This window comes from Streptomyces sp. ISL-87 (assembly GCF_018614095.1).
Lineage (GTDB): Bacteria > Actinomycetota > Actinomycetes > Streptomycetales > Streptomycetaceae > Streptomyces.
The window spans coordinates 17,834-34,974 of sequence record NZ_JAGGOY010000102.1 but is presented as its reverse complement, the minus strand read 5'-3'; the positions used below and the strand labels follow the sequence as shown (position 1 = coordinate 34,974).

The 17,141-nt window shown below is 72.3% G+C and carries 13 protein-coding genes; 10 read left to right on the top strand and 3 right to left on the bottom strand.

What is annotated here, in order from left to right:
- Positions 1 to 140: 140 nt before the first annotated feature.
- The 8 genes from rimP to J7I97_RS31250 all read left to right on the top strand — a co-directional run bounded on the left by rimP (position 141) and on the right by J7I97_RS31250 (position 8,653).
- On the top strand, positions 141 to 653 hold the full coding sequence (rimP, locus tag J7I97_RS31285) for a ribosome maturation factor RimP (RefSeq protein ID WP_214941711.1): 513 nt from the start codon (positions 141 to 143) through the stop codon (positions 651 to 653).
- A 2-nt stretch (positions 654 to 655) separates the two neighbouring features.
- Positions 656 to 1,690 (top strand): transcription termination factor NusA, encoded by a 1,035-nt coding sequence (gene nusA, locus J7I97_RS31280; RefSeq protein WP_214941709.1) that lies wholly within the window; start codon positions 656 to 658, stop codon positions 1,688 to 1,690.
- Positions 1,691 to 1,874: 184 nt separating this feature from the next.
- Positions 1,875 to 2,162, top strand: coding sequence for a YlxR family protein (locus J7I97_RS31275; protein WP_214941707.1), 288 nt, complete (start codon positions 1,875 to 1,877; stop codon positions 2,160 to 2,162).
- Between the two features lie 148 nt (positions 2,163 to 2,310).
- A complete protein-coding gene (gene infB / locus J7I97_RS31270; RefSeq protein WP_214941704.1) occupies positions 2,311 to 5,448 on the top strand; it encodes a translation initiation factor IF-2 in 3,138 nt (1,045 codons plus the stop codon).
- Between the two features lie 174 nt (positions 5,449 to 5,622).
- Positions 5,623 to 5,916 carry a DUF503 domain-containing protein gene (locus tag J7I97_RS31265; RefSeq protein ID WP_214941701.1) on the top strand — a complete coding sequence of 98 codons (294 nt, stop codon included), beginning with the start codon at positions 5,623 to 5,625 and terminating at the stop codon, positions 5,914 to 5,916.
- Between the two features lie 28 nt (positions 5,917 to 5,944).
- Positions 5,945 to 6,397, top strand: coding sequence for a 30S ribosome-binding factor RbfA (gene rbfA / locus J7I97_RS31260; protein ID WP_214941698.1), 453 nt, complete (start codon positions 5,945 to 5,947; stop codon positions 6,395 to 6,397).
- The gene (gene truB / locus J7I97_RS31255) at positions 6,394 to 7,302 is read left to right on the top strand and encodes a tRNA pseudouridine(55) synthase TruB (protein WP_214941695.1); all 909 of its coding nucleotides are present in this window, start codon (positions 6,394 to 6,396) and stop codon (positions 7,300 to 7,302) included. Before rbfA ends, truB begins: the two co-directional genes overlap by 4 nt.
- Positions 7,303 to 7,696: 394 nt before the next feature.
- The gene (locus tag J7I97_RS31250; protein ID WP_214941691.1) at positions 7,697 to 8,653 is read left to right on the top strand and encodes a bifunctional riboflavin kinase/FAD synthetase; all 957 of its coding nucleotides are present in this window, start codon (positions 7,697 to 7,699) and stop codon (positions 8,651 to 8,653) included.
- A gap of 63 nt (positions 8,654 to 8,716) precedes the next feature.
- Here the strand turns inward: J7I97_RS31250 and J7I97_RS40070 are convergent, their stop codons facing one another.
- The 3 genes from J7I97_RS40070 to eccE all read right to left on the bottom strand — a co-directional run bounded on the left by J7I97_RS40070 (position 8,717) and on the right by eccE (position 13,894).
- Entirely contained in the window at positions 8,717 to 11,599 is a 2,883-nt protein-coding gene (locus tag J7I97_RS40070; protein WP_214941688.1) for an SCO5717 family growth-regulating ATPase, read from the bottom strand.
- Between the two features lie 328 nt (positions 11,600 to 11,927).
- Positions 11,928 to 12,626 carry a hypothetical protein gene (locus J7I97_RS31240; protein WP_214941685.1) on the bottom strand — a complete coding sequence of 233 codons (699 nt, stop codon included), beginning with the start codon at positions 12,624 to 12,626 and terminating at the stop codon, positions 11,928 to 11,930.
- Positions 12,623 to 13,894 carry a type VII secretion protein EccE gene (gene eccE, locus J7I97_RS31235; RefSeq protein WP_214941683.1) on the bottom strand — a complete coding sequence of 424 codons (1,272 nt, stop codon included), beginning with the start codon at positions 13,892 to 13,894 and terminating at the stop codon, positions 12,623 to 12,625. The genes J7I97_RS31240 and eccE overlap by 4 nt, the downstream gene beginning before the upstream one ends.
- 291 nt (positions 13,895 to 14,185) lie before the next feature.
- On the opposite strand from eccE, the gene eccB reads away from it, so the two are divergent.
- Together eccB and mycP are read left to right on the top strand one after the other, a co-directional pair.
- On the top strand, positions 14,186 to 15,784 hold the full coding sequence (eccB, locus tag J7I97_RS31230; protein WP_214941680.1) for a type VII secretion protein EccB: 1,599 nt from the start codon (positions 14,186 to 14,188) through the stop codon (positions 15,782 to 15,784).
- A gap of 11 nt (positions 15,785 to 15,795) precedes the next feature.
- Positions 15,796 to 17,088, top strand: a complete 1,293-nt coding sequence (gene mycP / locus J7I97_RS31225; protein ID WP_251049237.1) for a type VII secretion-associated serine protease mycosin — start codon at positions 15,796 to 15,798, stop codon at positions 17,086 to 17,088.
- Positions 17,089 to 17,141: the final 53 nt, after the last annotated feature.

Sequence of the window (17,141 nt, the reverse complement as noted above, 5' to 3'; positions counted from 1 at the left end):
TGATGGCGGGGCAGGGTGTGATCACCGTACCCGGGGCCCCCGGCCGCAGCGCGGACGGCAACACCCTCCGCGACCGGATACCCTTTGACCTGACACACGACGGAAACCACAACAGCACACGCGGCCGAGGAGTCACCCGGATGAGCACCACCCAGAGCGACAGGCTGCGCGGACTGCTGGAGCCGCTCGTCGCCGCCAAGGGCCTGGACCTCGAAGAGATCGAGATGTCCAAGGCGGGCAAGCGCCGGATGCTGCGGATCATCGTGGACTCCGACGAGGGCGTGGAGCTGGACACCTGTGCCGAGCTGAGCCGTGAGATCTCCGACAAGCTCGACGAATCCGACGTGATGGGCGAGGACGAGTACGTCCTCGAAGTGAGCTCCCCGGGCGCGGACCGCCCGCTGACCGAGCACCGGCACTACGTCCGGGCGCTCGGCCGTCTCGTGAAGTTCCAGCTGGCCGCCGAGGGTGAAAAGGGTGCCGGGGAACTGGTCGCCCGCATTCTCGACGTCGACGACGAGGGCATGGACCTCGAAGTTCCGGGTGTGAAGGGCCGCAAGGCGACCGCCCGCCGTATTGCTTTCACCGACATCGCCAAGGCGCGTGTCGAGATCGAGTTCAACCGCAAGGACAAGAAGGAAGAGGAGGCGTAGCCGTGGACATCGACATGAGTGCCCTGCGGGGTCTGGTCCGGGAGAAGGAGATCTCCTTCGACCTGCTCGTCGAGGCGATCGAGTCGGCCCTCCTCATCGCGTACCACCGCACGGAGGGCAGCTTCCGGCGCGCCCGCGTCGTGCTCGACCGCACCAACGGTCACGTGGTCGTGTGGGCGACGGAAGACCCGAGGGATCTCGAAGAGGGCCAGGAGCCCAAGGAGTTCGACGACACCCCGTCGGACTTCGGCCGGATCGCCGCGACGACCGCCAAGCAGGTGATCCTGCAGCGTCTGCGCGACGCCGAGGACGACCTGACCTTCGGCGAGTTCGCCGGGCGGGAGGGCGACGTCATCACCGGTGTCGTCCAGCAGGGCAAGGACCCGAAGAACGTCCTCGTGGACATCGGCAAGATGGAAGCCATGCTGCCGGTCCAGGAGCAGGTGCCGGGCGAGGAGTACACGCACGGCCTGCGCCTGAAGACGTACGTGGTGCGCGTGGCGAAGGGTGTCCGCGGTCCGTCCGTGACCCTGTCGCGCACCCACCCCAACCTGGTGAAGAAGCTGTTCGCCCTGGAGGTCCCGGAGATCGCCGACGGCAGCGTCGAGATCTGTGCGATCGCCCGTGAGGCCGGTCACCGCACCAAGATCGCCGTTCGGTCCAACCGCTCGGGCCTCAACCCCAAGGGCGCCTGCATCGGCCCGATGGGCGCCCGCGTGCGCAACGTGATGGCAGAGCTGCACGGCGAGAAGATCGACATCGTCGACTGGTCGGACGACCCGGCGGAGATGGTCGCGAACGCGCTGTCACCCGCCCGGGTGAGCAAGGTCGAGGTCGTCGACTGGGACTCCCGCTCCGCCCGGGTGACCGTGCCCGACTACCAGCTGTCGCTGGCCATCGGCAAGGAGGGCCAGAACGCCCGCCTCGCCGCGCGGCTCACCGGCTGGCGCATCGACATCCGCCCGGACACCGAGGTGGCCCCGGACGCGGACGCGGACAGGGACCGGGACCGGGACCGGGACCGGGACCGGGAATAAACCACTACCGGCCGGGGGTTCCCGACCGGTAGACAGGGATCCCGAGGCAGAGGTCCCTGACGCATGGATGCACGATGCACGGATCTGGCGGGTGACCCCGCCCGGATCCGGTAAGGATCACGACAACATCCGTTCGATTTTTCGCCCGAAGGGGTGAGGTCGGTGCGGGGAGGTAGACTTAGGCGTGTCTGGCCGGACGCAAGCCCGCGCATGCCCCGAACGAACCTGTGTGGGGTGTCGGGAGCGAGCGGCCAAGAGCGATCTGCTGCGCATCGTGGCGATCGAGGACGAATGCGTCCCCGATCCACGCGGTACGCTGCCCGGCCGGGGTGCATATGTGCACCCTGCCGTGGTCTGCCTCGACCAGGCGGTCCGCCGCCGGGCGTTCCCCCGGGCCCTCCGGTCCGCCGGAGCGCTCGACACGACGGAACTGCGCACAGTCCTGGCCGTTCAGGCCGAGGCGACACCGTAAGACGTAGAACGGCACGGATACCCCGTGCGGTCAGGTACCTCGCGAGTTGGAAGTAGGTCGAGATTGCGATGAGCACTCGATGAGTACGCGATGAGTACGCCCATGAAGTAGCAACGGTCCGGCGTAACCCGGACCTAAAAGGAGCGAAGTGGCTAAGGTCCGGGTATACGAACTCGCCAAGGAGTTCGGGGTCGAGAGCAAGGTCGTCATGGCCAAGCTCCAAGAACTCGGTGAATTCGTCCGTTCGGCGTCCTCGACGATCGAGGCGCCGGTTGTACGCAAGTTGACTGACGCACTGCAGGGGCCCGGCGGCAACGCCGGCAAGCCCGCTGCGAAGCCCGGCGCGCCCCGCAAGGCCGCGCCCGCAAAGCCCGCAGCGCCGTCCCCGGCCGCCGCGGCACGTCCTGCTGCCCCGAAGCCCGGCGCACCGGTGGCTCCCAAGCCCGCCGCTGCCGAGGCTCCGGCCGTCAGCGCCCCGGTGACTCCGGCCGCCTCCGGCCCGCGTCCCGGTCCCAAGGCTCCGGCCGCCCCGAAGCCCGCTCCGGCGGCTCCCGTGGCGACCGAGTTCTCCGCGCCTCCGGCGGCTCCGGCCGCCCCGGCGCGCACCGAGCGTCCCGCCGCCGCGGCCCCCGGCCCCCGTCCGGCGCAGCAGCGTCCGGCGGCCCAGGGTGGTCAGGGTGGCCAGGCCGGCGCTCGTCCCGGCGCCCCGCGCCCGGCCGGCACCGCCCCCGGTGCCCAGGCGCAGCGTCCCGGTGGCGCGGCTCCGCGTCCGCAGGGCGCCCGTCCGGCGGGTCCCCGTCCGGGCAACAACCCGTTCACCTCTGGTGGCTCCACCGGCATGGCGCGCCCGCAGGCGCCCCGTCCGGCCGGCGCTCCCCGTCCCGGTGCCCCCGGCGCCGGCGGCGGCCAGGGTGCTCCCCGCCCGCAGGGTGGTCCCGGTGGCGCTCCGCGTCCGCAGGGTCCCGGTGCGGGTCGTCCGACCCCGGGCGGCATGCCCCGTCCGCAGGGCGCACGTCCTGGTGCCGGCGGCCCTGGCGGTGCTCCCGGCGGTAACCGTCCGAACCCGGGCATGATGCCGCAGCGTCCCGCTGCCGGTGGTCCCGGTCCCCGTCCCGGCGGCGGCCCCGGTGGCCGTGGTCCCGGTGCGGGCGGCGCTCGTCCCGGTGGCGGCGCAGGTCGTCCCGCGGGCGGCGGCTTCGCCGGTCGTCCGGCCGGTCCGGGCTCGCGTCCCGGTGGCGGCGGCGGCTTCGGCGGCCCGCGTCCCGGTGGTGGCGGCTTCGGCGGCGGTCCGGCTGGTGCCGGCGGCGGCGGTCGTCCCGGCTTCGGCGGGCGTCCCGGTGGTCCCGGTGCCCGTGGTGGCACGCAGGGTGCCTTCGGCCGTCCCGGCGGTCCGGCCCGTCGTGGTCGCAAGTCCAAGCGTCAGAGGCGCCAGGAGTACGAGGCCATGCAGGCCCCGTCCGTCGGCGGCGTGATGCTGCCTCGCGGCCAGGGCGAGACCGTTCGCCTGTCGCGCGGTGCCTCCCTCACCGACTTCGCGGAGAAGATCAACGCCAACCCGGCGTCGCTCGTCGCCGTGATGATGAACCTCGGCGAGATGGTCACTGCCACGCAGTCCGTCTCCGACGAGACGCTCGAGATGCTGGCCGGCGAGATGAACTACACGGTTCAGATCGTCAGCCCGGAGGAAGAGGACCGCGAGCTCCTCGAGGGCTTCGACATCGAGTTCGGCGAGGACGAGGGCGGCGAGGAATACCTCATGCCGCGTCCGCCGGTCGTGACCGTCATGGGTCACGTCGACCACGGTAAGACCCGACTGCTCGACGCCATCCGCAAGACGAACGTCGTTGCGGGCGAGGCCGGCGGCATCACGCAGCACATCGGTGCGTACCAGGTCTCCACCGAGGTCAACGAAGAAGAGCGTCGCATCACCTTCATCGACACCCCGGGTCACGAGGCGTTCACCGCCATGCGTGCCCGTGGTGCGAAGTCGACCGACATCGCGATCCTCGTGGTCGCGGCCAACGACGGCGTCATGCCGCAGACGATCGAGGCGCTCAACCACGCCAAGGCCGCCGGCGTCCCGATCGTCGTCGCGGTCAACAAGATCGACGTCGAGGGTGCCGACCCGGTCAAGGTGCGCGGTCAGCTCACCGAGTTCGGTCTGGTCGCCGAGGAGTACGGCGGCGACACGATGTTCGTCGACATCTCCGCCAAGCAGGGTCTGCACATCGACTCCCTGCTCGAGGCCGTCGTCCTCACCGCCGACGCCTCGCTCGACCTCCGCGCCAACCCGGAGCAGGACGCTCAGGGTATTGCGATCGAGTCCCACCTCGACCGCGGCCGCGGTGCCGTCGCCACCGTCCTCGTCCAGCGCGGTACCCTCCGCGTCGGCGACACGATGGTCGTGGGCGACGCCTACGGCCGAGTGCGCGCCATGCTCGACGACAAGGGCAACAACGTCGAGGAAGCGGGTCCGTCGACCCCCGTCCTGGTCCTGGGTCTCACCAACGTCCCCGGCGCCGGCGACAACTTCCTCGTCGTCGACGAGGACCGTACGGCCCGTCAGATCGCCGAGAAGCGTGCTGCGCGTGAGCGCAACGCCAACTTCGCCAAGCGCGTCCGCCGGGTGTCCCTGGAAGACCTCGACTCGGTCCTCAAGGCCGGTCTGGTCCAGGAACTCAACCTCATCATCAAGGGCGACGCGTCCGGTGCGGTCGAGGCTCTCGAGTCCTCGCTGCTCCAGCTCGACGTCGGTGAAGAGGTCGACATCCGCGTCCTGCACCGCGGTGTGGGTGCGGTCACCGAGTCCGACATCTCGCTGGCGATGGGCTCCGACGCCATCGTCATCGGTTACAACGTCCGTGCGGCCGGCCGTGCCGCGCAGATGGCGGACCGCGAGGGCGTCGACGTCCGCTACTACTCGGTGATCTACCAGGCCATCGAGGAGATCGAGGCGGCCCTGAAGGGTCTCCTCAAGCCGGAGTACGAAGAGGTCGAGCTCGGTACGGCGGAGGTCCGCGAGATCTTCCGCTCGTCCAAGCTGGGCAACATCGCCGGTGTTCTCATCCGCTCCGGCGAGGTCAAGCGCAACACCAAGGCGCGGCTCCTGCGCGATGGCAAGGTCATCGCCGAGAACCTCACCATCTCCGGTCTGCGCCGCTTCAAGGACGACGTCACCGAGATTCGCGAAGGCTTCGAGGGCGGTATCAACCTCGGCAGCTACAACGACATCAAGATCGACGACGTCATCGCGACGTACGAGATGCGCGAGAAGCCCCGCGCGTAAGCGCGAGGCGGTTCGCACCGTGTCGTAGGTCGAGTCGTAGGACTCGCAGCACCGGGGCCGGTCGGCGGAATATCCGTCGATCGGCCCCGGCCGTTGCGTGTACGGTTCTGGTGACCCTGCCGCGCGTTGGCCGGCAGGCCACCGAACCCGCACCGGCGGGATATCCGGAACTGCATGTACGTGGGGACTCTGTCCTTCGATCTGCTCCTCGGCGACGTTCATTCGCTGAAGGAGAAACGCTCCGTCGTCCGGCCCATCGTTGCCGAGCTCCAACGCAAGTTCTCCGTGAGCGCGGCTGAGGTGGGCGACCAGGACCTGCACCGCAGGGCCCGTATAGGGGTCGCCCTGGTGAGTGGGGACGCGGGGTTCGTGTCGGACGTACTGGACCGCTGTGAGCGGCTGGTCGCGGCGCGTCCGGAAGTGGAGCTGCTGTCGGCACGACGGCAGCTCCACGGTGATGAAGACTGACTGCAAGACATAAGAAGGAGACGGACCAGTGGCCGACAATGCGCGGGCGAAGAAGCTGGCGGACCTCATCCGGGAGGTGGTGGCAGAGAAGCTGCTGCGCGGTGTCAAGGACCCCCGACTCGGTACGCACGTGACCATCACCGACACCCGGGTCACCGGCGACCTGCGGGAGGCCACGGTCTTCTACACGGTCTACGGCGACGACGAGGACCGGGCCAGCGCGGCAGCGGGCCTGGAGAGCGCCAAGGGCGTACTGCGCTCCGCGGTCGGCCGGGCGGCGGGAACCAAGTTCACGCCCACCCTGACCTTCGTGGCGGACGCACTCCCGGAGACCGCCAAGACCATCGAGGACCTCCTCGACAAGGCGCGCTCCTCCGACGCCCAGGTACGAGAGGTGTCCTCCGGCGCGCAGTACGCCGGTGACGCCGACCCGTACAAGAAGCCGGGCGAGGACGACGACGAGGACGCAGCCGCGGAATGAGCACCAACGCAGGGAAGACGCCGGACGGCCTTGTCATCGTCGACAAGCCGTCCGGCTTCACTTCGCACGACGTGGTCGCCAAGATGCGCGGGATCGCCAAGACCCGCCGCGTGGGCCACGCCGGCACGCTCGACCCGATGGCCACGGGTGTCCTGGTGCTGGGCGTCGAGAAGGCGACCAAGCTCCTCGGACACCTCGCGCTGACGGAGAAGGAGTACCTCGGCACGATCCGTCTCGGGCAGAACACCCTGACGGACGACGCCGAGGGCGACACCACCTCCTCGACGGACGCCTCCCGGGTGACCCGCGAGGCGGTGGACGCGGGCATCGCCAAGCTGACCGGCGAGATCATGCAGATCCCGTCCAAGGTCAGCGCCATCAAGATCAACGGTGTGCGCTCCTACAAGCGCGCGCGGGACGGCGAAGACTTCGAGATCCCGGCCCGGCCGGTGACGATCTCCTCGTTCCAGGTCTACGACATGCGGGACGCGGAGGCCGAGGACGGCACCAAGGTCATCGACCTCGTCGTGTCCGTCGTCTGCTCCAGCGGTACGTACATCCGCGCTCTGGCCCGTGACCTGGGCGCCGACCTGGGCGTCGGCGGGCACCTGACCGCGCTGCGGCGCACGCGGGTCGGGCCGTACAAGCTCGACCGGGCGCGGACGCTGGACCAGCTCCAGGAGGAGCTGACCGTCATGCCGATCGGCGAGGCGGCCGCCGCGGCCTTCCCTCGCTGGGACCTGGACGCCCGGCGGGCCTCGCTGCTCGCCAACGGCGTGCGGATCGAGATGCCGGACGAGTACGAGGCCGGCAGGACGGTCGCGGTCTACGGGCCGAAGGGCGAGCTGCTCGGGCTCGTGGAGAGCAAGGGCGGCAAGGCGAAGTCGCTGGCGGTCTTCGTCTGAGGCTGTTCTTTTGTTGACGTGGAGCGGTGAGCGCACATCGACGGCGGCTCACCGCTCCACGACCCCCCTCGGGTAGGTGTCTATCCACCCGGGGCCTGTTATTCACCCGTCCGAGCAGGCGCTCGGAGTGACTGCGGGGAGCGTAAGGGGGCGCTTTCGCCTCGCGTGCTCTTCCTGCTGATCTTCGTTTGCCTACCGTCGCGAGGCGCGGGGGTGTGACCGGAGCCACGGTCCTGATGTGACCTGACCCACCCTCCGGACCCGGCCCGGGCCGCGACCTGACATGGAGCGGCCCGGAGCCAGATGCCGATGCGGGGCACCGGGCAGCAGCATGGCAGTCTTAGACCTGCAATCAGTACAGGGACTACACGGGTTCGGGCGAGGAGCGGTCACAGTGCAGCGCTGGCGTGGCTTGGAGGACATCCCCCAGGACTGGGGACGCAGCGTCGTCACCATCGGCTCGTACGACGGCGTGCACCGGGGCCATCAGCTGATCATCGGGCGGGCCGTGGCCAAGGCGCGCGCGCTCGGCGTCCCGTCCGTCGTCGTCACCTTCAGCCCGCACCCCAGCGAGGTCGTGCGCCCCGGCAGCCACCCGCCGATCCTGGCCCCCTACGACCGGCGCGCCGAACTGATGGCCGGGCTGGGTGTGGACGCGCTGCTGATCCTGCCGTTCACGGCGGAGTTCTCGCAGCTGTCCCCGGCCGACTTCATCGTGAAGGTGCTCGTGGACAAGCTGCACGCCCGCGCCGTCATCGAGGGCCCGAACTTCCGCTTCGGCCACCGGGCCGCCGGGAATGTCGACTTCCTCCGCGAGCTGGGCGCCACGTACGACTACGAGGTCGACGTCGTGGACTTGGTGGAGCGCGGCGAGGCGGGCGGCGGCGTTCCGTTCTCCTCGACCCTGGCGCGCAAGCTCGTCGCCGAGGGCGATGTGGAGGGCGCGGCCGAGGTCCTGGGCCGCCCGCACCGGGTCGAGGGCGTCGTGGTGCGCGGTGCGCAGCGCGGGCGCGAGCTCGGCTACCCGACGGCGAACGTCGAGACGGCGCCGCACACCGCGATCCCGGCCGACGGGGTGTACGCGGGCTGGCTGACGGCGGGCGGAGAGCGGATGCCGGCGGCGATCTCGGTGGGGACGAACCTGCAGTTCGACGCCACTGAGCGGACCGTGGAGGCGTACGCGATCGACCGGGTCGGGCTGGAGCTGTACGGCATGCACGTGACCATCGACTTCCTCGCGTACGTGCGGGGGATGGCGAAGTTCGAGTCGCTGGACGGGCTGCTGGAGGCGATCGCGGACGACGTGAAGCGGGCGCGGCTGCTGACCGAGGAGTACGACGCGGAGCGCTGAACCGGCTGGAACGAGTGAGGGCCCGTACTGTCCCGTGGTGGGACGGTACGGGCCCTCTTCGCGTCAGCCGAGGCGGGGGTCGCGCGGGGGTTCGCCGGGCTGCGGGGGCTGGGGCTGGGGCTGCCACGGCTGGCCGGGCTGCGGGTAGGGCTGTCCGTAGGGCTGGGGCTGCTGCGGTTGCTGCGGCTGAGGGGGCTGCTGGTACTGGGGCTGGCCCTGGGGCTGACCGTACGGCGGCTGCTGCTGCTGCTGCTGCCCGGCCGGGGGCTGCGGCTGCTGGGGCTGGTGCTGCTGAGGCTGGCCCCAGTGGTGCTGGGGAGCCTGCTGCTGCGCGCGGATGAAGTCCTCGGCCACGAGGGCGGAGAGGGTGAAGTACGCCTCGCGCGTCTTGGGCCGCATCAGGTCGAGGTCGACCTCGGCGCCGGTCGCGAGGTGCTCGTCGAACGGGACCACGACGACGCCGCGGCAGCGGGTCTCGAAGTGCTGCACGATGTCTTCGATCTTGATCATTTTGCTGGTCTCGCGGACTCCCGAGATGACGGTGAGGGAGCGGGAGACGAGGTCGGCGTACCCGTGGGCCGAGAGCCAGTCGAGCGTGGTGCTCGCGCTGCTGGCGCCGTCGACGGACGGCGTCGAGATGATGATCAGCTGATCGGCGAGGTCCAGGACGCCACGCATGGCGGAGTACAGGAGACCGGTGCCCGAGTCGGTGAGGATGATCGGGTACTGGCGGCCGAGCGTCTCTATGACGCGGCGGTAGTCCTCGTCGTTGAACGTCGTGGAGACGGCCGGGTCCACGTCGTTGGCGATGATCTCCAGGCCGGAGGGGGCCTGGGAGGTGAACCGCCGGATGTCCATGTACGAGTTCAGGTACGGGATCGCCTGGACGAGGTCCCGGATCGTGGCCCCGGTCTCGCGGCGGACGCGGCGGCCGAGGGTGCCGGCGTCGGGGTTCGCGTCGATGGCCAGGATCTTGTCCTGGCGCTCGGTGGCGAGGGTGGCGCCGAGGGCGGTGGTGGTCGTGGTCTTGCCGACGCCGCCCTTGAGGCTGATGACGGCGATGCGGTAGCAGGACATCACCGGGGTGCGGATGAGCTCCAGCTTGCGCAGGCGCTCGGCCTCGGCGGCCTTTCCGCCGAAGCGGAAGCCGGAGCGCTGGGGCTTGGGCTTCTGCTTGGCGCGCAGGAGGCGGTCGGAGGACAGCTCGACGGCGGCGGTGTAGCCGAGGGGAGCCCCACCGGTGGCCTGGCCGGCCGGGTGGTGGGGGTCGTACTGCTGCGGCTGCGGCTGCGGCTGCGGCTGGGACGGCTGCCCGGTGGGCCACTGCGCGCCGGCGCGGGGGTCGTACGGGGCCTGCGGCTGCGGCTGTGGCTGTGGCTGTACGGGCCCGGGGTGCGGGAACCCGTACCCGCCCTGCGGCCCGGAGCCCGAGAACACGGGAGGCAGCGACGGCAGTTCGCGGCCGGCCCCCCCGAACGGCTGCTCCCCACCGGGGCCCGGCACCGGCGCCGGAGCCGCGTACGGCCCGACGGGCGCGGGCCCCCCGAAGGGGGCAGGCGCGGGAGCCTCGGCCGCCGGGGCGGGCGCCGCGTACGGGGAGGGGGCGGGCGGAGCGTCTACCGGCGCGGGCACGCCATCGGCCGGAGCCGGCCCCCCGAAGGGAGCCGTCGCGGCCGGCGCGCCTTCCCCGTTGGCCGGGGCCGGGCTGGGGGTGTGTCCCCCGGAAGGTGCAGGCGCGGGTGCGTCGTCGGCCGGGGCCGGGTCGGGGGCGTGCCCCCCGAAGGGGGTAGGCGCGGGGGCGGTGAACGGCTCGGGAGCCGGTGCGGGAGCCGAGGTCTCGGCGGGGGCCGGGGCGGCGAACGGCGCGGGCGGAGCGTCGCCCGTGGCCGGGGTGGGTGCCGGGGCGGTGAACGCGGCGGGCGTGCCTTCCCCGTCGGCTGTGGCCGGGCTGGGGGTGTGTCCCCCGAAAGGTGCAGGCGCGGGTGCGTCGTCGGCCGGGGCCGGGTCGGGGGCGTGCCCCCCGAAGGAGGTAGGCGCGGGGGCGGTGAACGGCTCGGGAGCCGGTGCGGGAGCCGAGGTCTCGGCGGGGGCCGGGGCGGCGAACGGCGCGGGCGGAGCGTCGCCCGTGGCCGGGGTGGGTGCCGGGGCGGTGGACCCAGCGGGCGTGCCTTCCCCGTTGGCCGTGGCCGGGCTGGGGGTGTGTCCCCCGAAGGGAGCAGGCGCAGGCGCTTCGCCGGCCGGGGCCGGGCCGGTGGCGTGCCCCCCGACGGAGGCAGGCCCAGGGGTGGTGAACGGTGCGGGCGCCGCGGTCTCCGCCGGGGCGGCGAACGGCGTCGGCGCGGCTTCAATCCGGGCCGGTGCCGGAGTCTCGGCGGGGGCCGGGAGCGGTGCAGACGCTTCCCCGGCCGGGGTCGTGAACGGTGCGGGGGTCCCGAAGGGGGCCTGCGCCGGGGCCGGGAACGGCAGGGCCGCCTCGGCGACCGGCGCCGGAGGCGTGGCCCCGAGCGGAGCCGGAGTCGGAGTCGGAGCCGGGACCGGGAACGGCGCGGGCGGAGCGTCGGCCGGAGCCGGAGCCGGAGCCGGAGCCGGAGCCGGAGCCGAGGCCGGGGCCGTGAACGGTGCCGGGGTCCCGAAAGGAGCCGGGGCAGGGGCAGGGGCAGGCGTGGTGAACGCGGCCGGCGCGGCTCCCTCGTCGGCCGGGGTACGCGGCGCCGGCGGAGCGATCCGCATCGTCGGGGGCGCGGTCACGTCCGACGGGTGGTGGGGTTTGAAGCCGCTGCCCTCAGGAAGGCTCGGGACCGGTGTCGCCGCCGTGCCCTGCGTGTACCAGGCCGGCGGGGTGTAGTCGATGGTGAACTCGCCCGTCACCTCGGGCTCCGCGTCGGACTGATCGTCCGTCGGGACGTCCCACGTCCCGCCGCGCCTCTCGTTCCGATCGCCGCTCACTGGTCCTCCTGGTCTGTCGAACACTGGTCTGGCGCCTACCTCGACACCGCGCCACGCTCAGCCTAATCGTGCCCCGCCACCAAAACCCGCCCCCCATGGGCGGGCCCCACCCTGCGGGACGCCACAGCCCGACTTCGTGAGGTCGCCCCCACCAGGGCCAGGCGGCCGTCAACTCCTCCCTACAGGCCACCCCGGCCCCCGGCCACCGCCGCCTCAAACGGCGACCGATGGGCCATCCCCCCGGAACCCCCACCCGCACCCGCGCCGGTGACACCACCAAGCCCCCACCACGGCCCCCCGGCCCACAACCCCGCGCCCGCAACCCGGCTCAGTCGATCCGCCGCGCAGCCCCCAGCAGCCCCGTCTCCGCGTCCGTCCCCTGGGTCATCACGAACTGCCGGTCCCGCGGTGTGCACCACAGCGTCACCCCGTCGCCCAGCGTCGGCAGTGAATCCACCGCCCGCCGCGGCAGGTTCATCAGGCCGCCGATCTGCTCCGCCTCGTCCGGGGACACCCGCTGCACACCCACCAGCGCCGAGTTCCGCAGCAGCCTCGGCGCCGTCGGGCTCAAGTACGGCAGCAGCGTGAGCACCGACTGCCAGGGGCCCGCCACCACGCGCCCGCGCGGCGGCCGCATCCCGCAGTCGCGGATCACCAGCACCGGGCTGCCCGCCGACGCACCCTGCGGCGGCACCCTGCCCACGTCGTGCAGCGTCACGCACGGCTGTCCGCCGCCCGCCGCCTGGGCCAGCCCGGACCACACCTGCCCGCGCCCGGTCTCCACCGCCACCCGCGCACCCGTGGCCGCCGCCCGCAGCGCCAGCACCTGCGCCGTCCACAGACCGCCGATCAGCGTCACCTCGTACGGCGTCGGCCGGTTGATGCCGAGCACCGCCGACCGCCCCTCGGCGTCCACGCCGATGACGACCCCGTCGTCCCCGACGGGCAGTGCCAGCGCGTCCAGATCCGCCGCGGGCACCACATGCCGCTCCCGCCGCGGACCCACCAGCCCGTACCCCACCCTCATCGCGCCCCTCCCAGCGGCAGCGAGGCCAGCAGCCCCGGCACCTGTTCACGGTCGAGCCGCACCAGCCCGGTCTTCACGCCCCGCGCCGTCCGCTCCAGTTCCCTGCGCGCGGCCACCAGCTCCTCGTCACTGCGCCCGGAGACCCGTACATGCCCGGTCAGCGTGACGCCGTGGCGCTCGGCCGGGGACATGGTCAGGCTGAAGGTCGTCGCCAGCGCGGGCAGCGAGGTCAGCAGCGCCACGAATTGCGGCAGTGCCGCCCCCGCGCCGCCCAACTGCGGCCAGCGGCTTATCCAGTACGTGGTGTGCCGCCGGTCGTCGCAGCGCCACGCCCGCGCGGTCTCCTCCGTACGCCGTCCCGTGCTGGCCGAGCGCCCCGCCTGGGTGATCGCCATCGGGTTCGCGCACGAGGACGTCGCCAGCGCGGCCGTCAGCTCCTGCTCGGTCAGGACGCTGGCCCGGAACCCGGCACCTGCCAGCCGGCTCGCCAACTGGTCCGCCGCCCGCACCACACAGCGCTGCGCCCCCGCGAGTCCGCCGCCGCGCGCGGCGACCGCGTCCGGGCACAGCTCCGGGTCGAGCTTGAGGGCGATCCAGGTGAGCCGCACCGCCGGAGTGCCCGTCCGGGCCTGGAGCGGCGCGTAGTTGCGGGTGGCCATCGACTGGGCGGGGAGATGCGGGGCCGGCGCCGGCTGGGTGTGCTGCACCAGCTGCGCCGACTCCAGCCGGATGCCGTCCACTTCGAGGACGTCCCGTACGACGGCGAGCGGCAGCGGCCGCGCCGACCGGTCGGGCCGCAGCGCGGTGGCGTCCATGTCCACCTGGACGACCGCCGTCAGGAAGGTCCCGTCGCCGATCATCCCCACCGGGCGCCGCTCGCGATCGCTGAACGTCCGCGTCCGCAGCGCCGGATCCGCCTCGACCAGCGGCGCCAGCCCCGGCTCGGTGCCCGCGGGCAAGGTGAAGGACGCGGCGCGGCGGCGCCGGGCGCGCAGCGCGAGCACGCTGCCGATCCAGTCGGGCAGCGAGCGCTGATGCCGGCGTACGACCGCGAGGACCACGAGGACCAGCGCCAGCACACCGGCGGGAATCAGCAGCATCGGTTCGATCACCCACGCCACCAGCAGCGCGGCCGCGGCGACCTGGAGCAGGACGAGCTGTTGCAATCGGAACGGCCCGAACCGGCCCGCTCCGGCCCTCGGATGCGGCGTCACTCCGCCGCGTACGGGTGCGGCCGCGGCCGCCTGCGGCTCCGTCGCGGTGGCCATCACTCGCGCACCTTCCCTTTCTCCCCCAGCTACCGCTGGGAGGTGGCCCCAGGGGCGGACCCCGGGAACCCCGCCGCCGCGCGACATCCGCCGCACGGCCCCGGACCCCGATCCACCCCAACAAGCCCTGATTACCCCGATTACCCCGCTCGGGAAGGCGCTGAGCGGCCACCGCACCCTACCCGGGACCTGCCTACCCTCCGTCAAGAGGCATAGTAGGTGCCCGGTCCGACAATCGAGGCCCGGGGACCGCGGTCACCGAACGGGCTGTGCGGGGAGAAGCAGGCGGTCATGGCATCACGACGCGATGAACTCAACGCGTACACCTTTGCGAAGCGGCGCACCGTGGCCGCGTTCCTTCAGCCGTCCGCCACGGGCACCGAGGAGGGCGCGCCCAGGCCGTTGCGCGCGGTCCTGCCCAGTGTGATCGTCGGGACGCTCGTGCTCGCCGGTTTCGGTGCCTGGGGCATGTTCAAGCCGCAGGCTCCCAAGGGGTGGGACGAGCCCGGCACCACGGTGATCGTCGGCAAGCAGTCGACGACCCGGTACGTGGTCCTGTCGACCAAGGTGAAGGGCAAGGACCAGACCCGTCTGCACCCCGTCCTGAACCTCGCCTCCGCCCGACTCCTCCTGGACCCGCAGAAGTTCAAGGTCATCCAGGTCGAGGACAAGGTGCTGGACGCCGGCAAGCCGCCGCGCGGCCCCATCATCGGAATCCCCTACGCGCCCGACCGGCTGCCCGCCAAGGAGGACGCCGGCAAGGCCAAGCGCTGGGCCGTCTGCCAGCAGCCCGGCGGCAACGGCAAGGGCGTGCAGACCGCCGCGTTCGTCCTCGCCGACCGCGAGGCGGGCCTGATGGACGACGGCCGCAAGGTCGGCGACACCCAGGTGCTGTACGTCCAGAGCACGGGCGCGGCCAAGGAGCGCTACCTCGTCGACGCGGCCGGTACGAAGTACAAGTTCCCCGAGGGCTCGGCGGACGCCGGGAAGATCACCAACGCCCTGGTCGGCACGGGCGCCGTCCCGCAGCAGGTCACCGAGGAGTGGCTGGCGACCCTCAACTCCGGTGACGCGCTGGAGTTTCCGAAGCTGCCCGCCGAGGCCGGTGCGGACGCCCGCGTCCAGGGCCTGGGCACCGCCGACAACAAGGTCGGCATGGTGCTGCTGGCGCAGACCGGTTCCGGCACACAGCACTACGTCGTCCTGCCCGGCAAGGTCGCGCCGGTCTCCGAGTTCGTGGCCTGGCTGCTGATCTCCTCGCCCGCGACCGACGTCCTCAACATGAACGGCAAGCCCCACGAGGTGGACCTCCAGTCCCTCAACCCGGAGGCCACCCCCTTCAAGGCCGAGGCCAAGTGGCCGCAGCGGAAGTCCGCCCAGATCAACCACGCCACCCCCACGGGGTCGGCCGCGCCCGGCTCGGGCTCCGGATCGGGCCCCGGCGACCGCGACACCGTGTGCAACGTCCTGCGCGCCGTCGACGGCCAGGGCAACCAGACGCTGAGCACCTGGGCCGGCACCGGCTTCCCCATCGACATCGCCGCGAGCGGCACGAGTTCGTACGTCACCCCGGGCTCGGGCCTGCTCTACACCCAGGTCCAGGGCAAGCAGACCACCGCCGGCGGCTCCCTGTTCCTCGTCACCGACACCGGGCTGCGGTACGCCGTACAGGCCAACGGCGACAGCGACGCCGAGCAGTCGAAGATCGGCGCCCCCAACCAGCAGGCCCAGGGCGGTTCCACGGACGGCCGGCCCGAGGCCAGCCAGGCGCAGATCCGGCTCGGCTACGGCGGCGTGGTGCCGGCCATGGTCCCCATCGCATGGTCGGAGTTCCTGTCCAAGGGCCCGCGCCTGGACACCAACTCCGCCCGTCAGCCGCAGGGTTCGTGAGGAGTACGCCGATGCCCCAGCCGACGAAGCCGATGAAGTCGACGAAGCACACGTACCCGCGCGGCGCCCTCCTGACCGCGGCCCTCGCCCTCCTCGCGATGTCCGGCACCACCGGCGCCGCACCGCAGCCCGGGGCCCGTACGCACCCGGAGCCGGTACACGCCCCCGCCCTGCGCCTGGCCGGCGCCGGGGAGTGCACCTTCCCCATGAAGAAGCAGATCGCGGACCGCCCCTGGGCCCTCCAGCGGCTGCTGCTCGACGCGCTCTGGGCGCAGACCAAGGGCAAGGACGCCAAGGGGGAAAGCGTCCGCGTCGCGGTCATCGACACCGGGGTGGACCGGGCCAACCCGCAGCTCAGCGGCGCGCTCGACACGGGCGCGGGCAAGGACTTCGTCGACCCCAAGGGCGGCGACGGCACGAACGACACGGTCGGGCACGGCACCAAGGTCGCCGGGCTGATCGCGGCCCGCCCCCAGCAGGGCACCGGCTTCGTCGGCCTGGCCCCGGAGGCCACGATCATCCCCATCCGGCAGAACGACGGCCAGGGCAAGGGCAACGCCGACACCCTGAGCCAGGCGGTCGACCACGCCGTGTCCAAGGGCGCCAAGGTCATCAACATCTCGCAGGACACCGACGTACCGCTGAGCGCGGACTCCAAGCTCGGCCAGGCCGTCCGCAAGGCCGTCGAGGCGGGCGTCGTCGTGGTGGCCTCGGCGGGCAACGACGGGCTGAGCGGCGAGAAGCGCAAGACCTACCCGGCGGCCTTCCCCGGTGTGCTGGCCGTGGCCTCCTCGGACCGCAACAACGAGCGGGCCGCGTTCTCCCAGCCCGGCGATTTCATCGGGGTGGCGGCGCCCGGCGTCGACATGGTCTCCACCGTCCCGGGCTTCGGGCAGTGCATCGACAACGGCACCAGCTTCTCCGCCCCGTACGTGGCCGGGCTCGCCGCCCTGCTGCGTGCCAAGCACCCGACGTGGACCCCGCAGCAGGTCATCTGGCAGATCGAGGGCACCGCCGAGCGCTCGGTCAAGGGCCGGGACGACTATGTCGGCTGGGGCGTCGTCGACCCGGTGCGCGCGGTCACGCAGGACCGCGAAACGCCGAAGGCCCCCGTACCGGACCCCGGCCCGCCCCCGGCGGCTGCCCCGGAGGCGGCCGCGATGCACTTGACGGAGACGGCCCAGGAGCGCGAGGAGCGGTTCGGCACGTACGCCCTCGGGATCGGCGCCGTACTCATCGCCGTCATCGCCGGGACCGCGACCGTGGTCCGGGATGCCCGCGGCCGCCGACGCCGTTTGCAGTGAACAGCCGCGGTTCCCGAGGGCGAGTGGTGGGTCCGGTGTTGGGCCTGTCAGCC

What these genes read in the sequence shown, in the direction of transcription:
- eccE (WP_214941683.1), bottom strand. Translation starts at nt 13,894, where the DNA reads ATGGCCACCGCGACGGAGCCGCAGGCGGCCGCGGCCGCACCCGTACGC.
- rimP (WP_214941711.1), top strand. Translation starts at nt 141, where the DNA reads ATGAGCACCACCCAGAGCGACAGGCTGCGCGGACTGCTGGAGCCGCTC.
- mycP (WP_251049237.1), top strand. Translation starts at nt 15,796, where the DNA reads ATGCCCCAGCCGACGAAGCCGATGAAGTCGACGAAGCACACGTACCCG.
- J7I97_RS31240 (WP_214941685.1), bottom strand. Translation starts at nt 12,626, where the DNA reads ATGAGGGTGGGGTACGGGCTGGTGGGTCCGCGGCGGGAGCGGCATGTG.
- J7I97_RS31265 (WP_214941701.1), top strand. Translation starts at nt 5,623, where the DNA reads ATGTACGTGGGGACTCTGTCCTTCGATCTGCTCCTCGGCGACGTTCAT.
- truB (WP_214941695.1), top strand. Translation starts at nt 6,394, where the DNA reads ATGAGCACCAACGCAGGGAAGACGCCGGACGGCCTTGTCATCGTCGAC.
- eccB (WP_214941680.1), top strand. Translation starts at nt 14,186, where the DNA reads ATGGCATCACGACGCGATGAACTCAACGCGTACACCTTTGCGAAGCGG.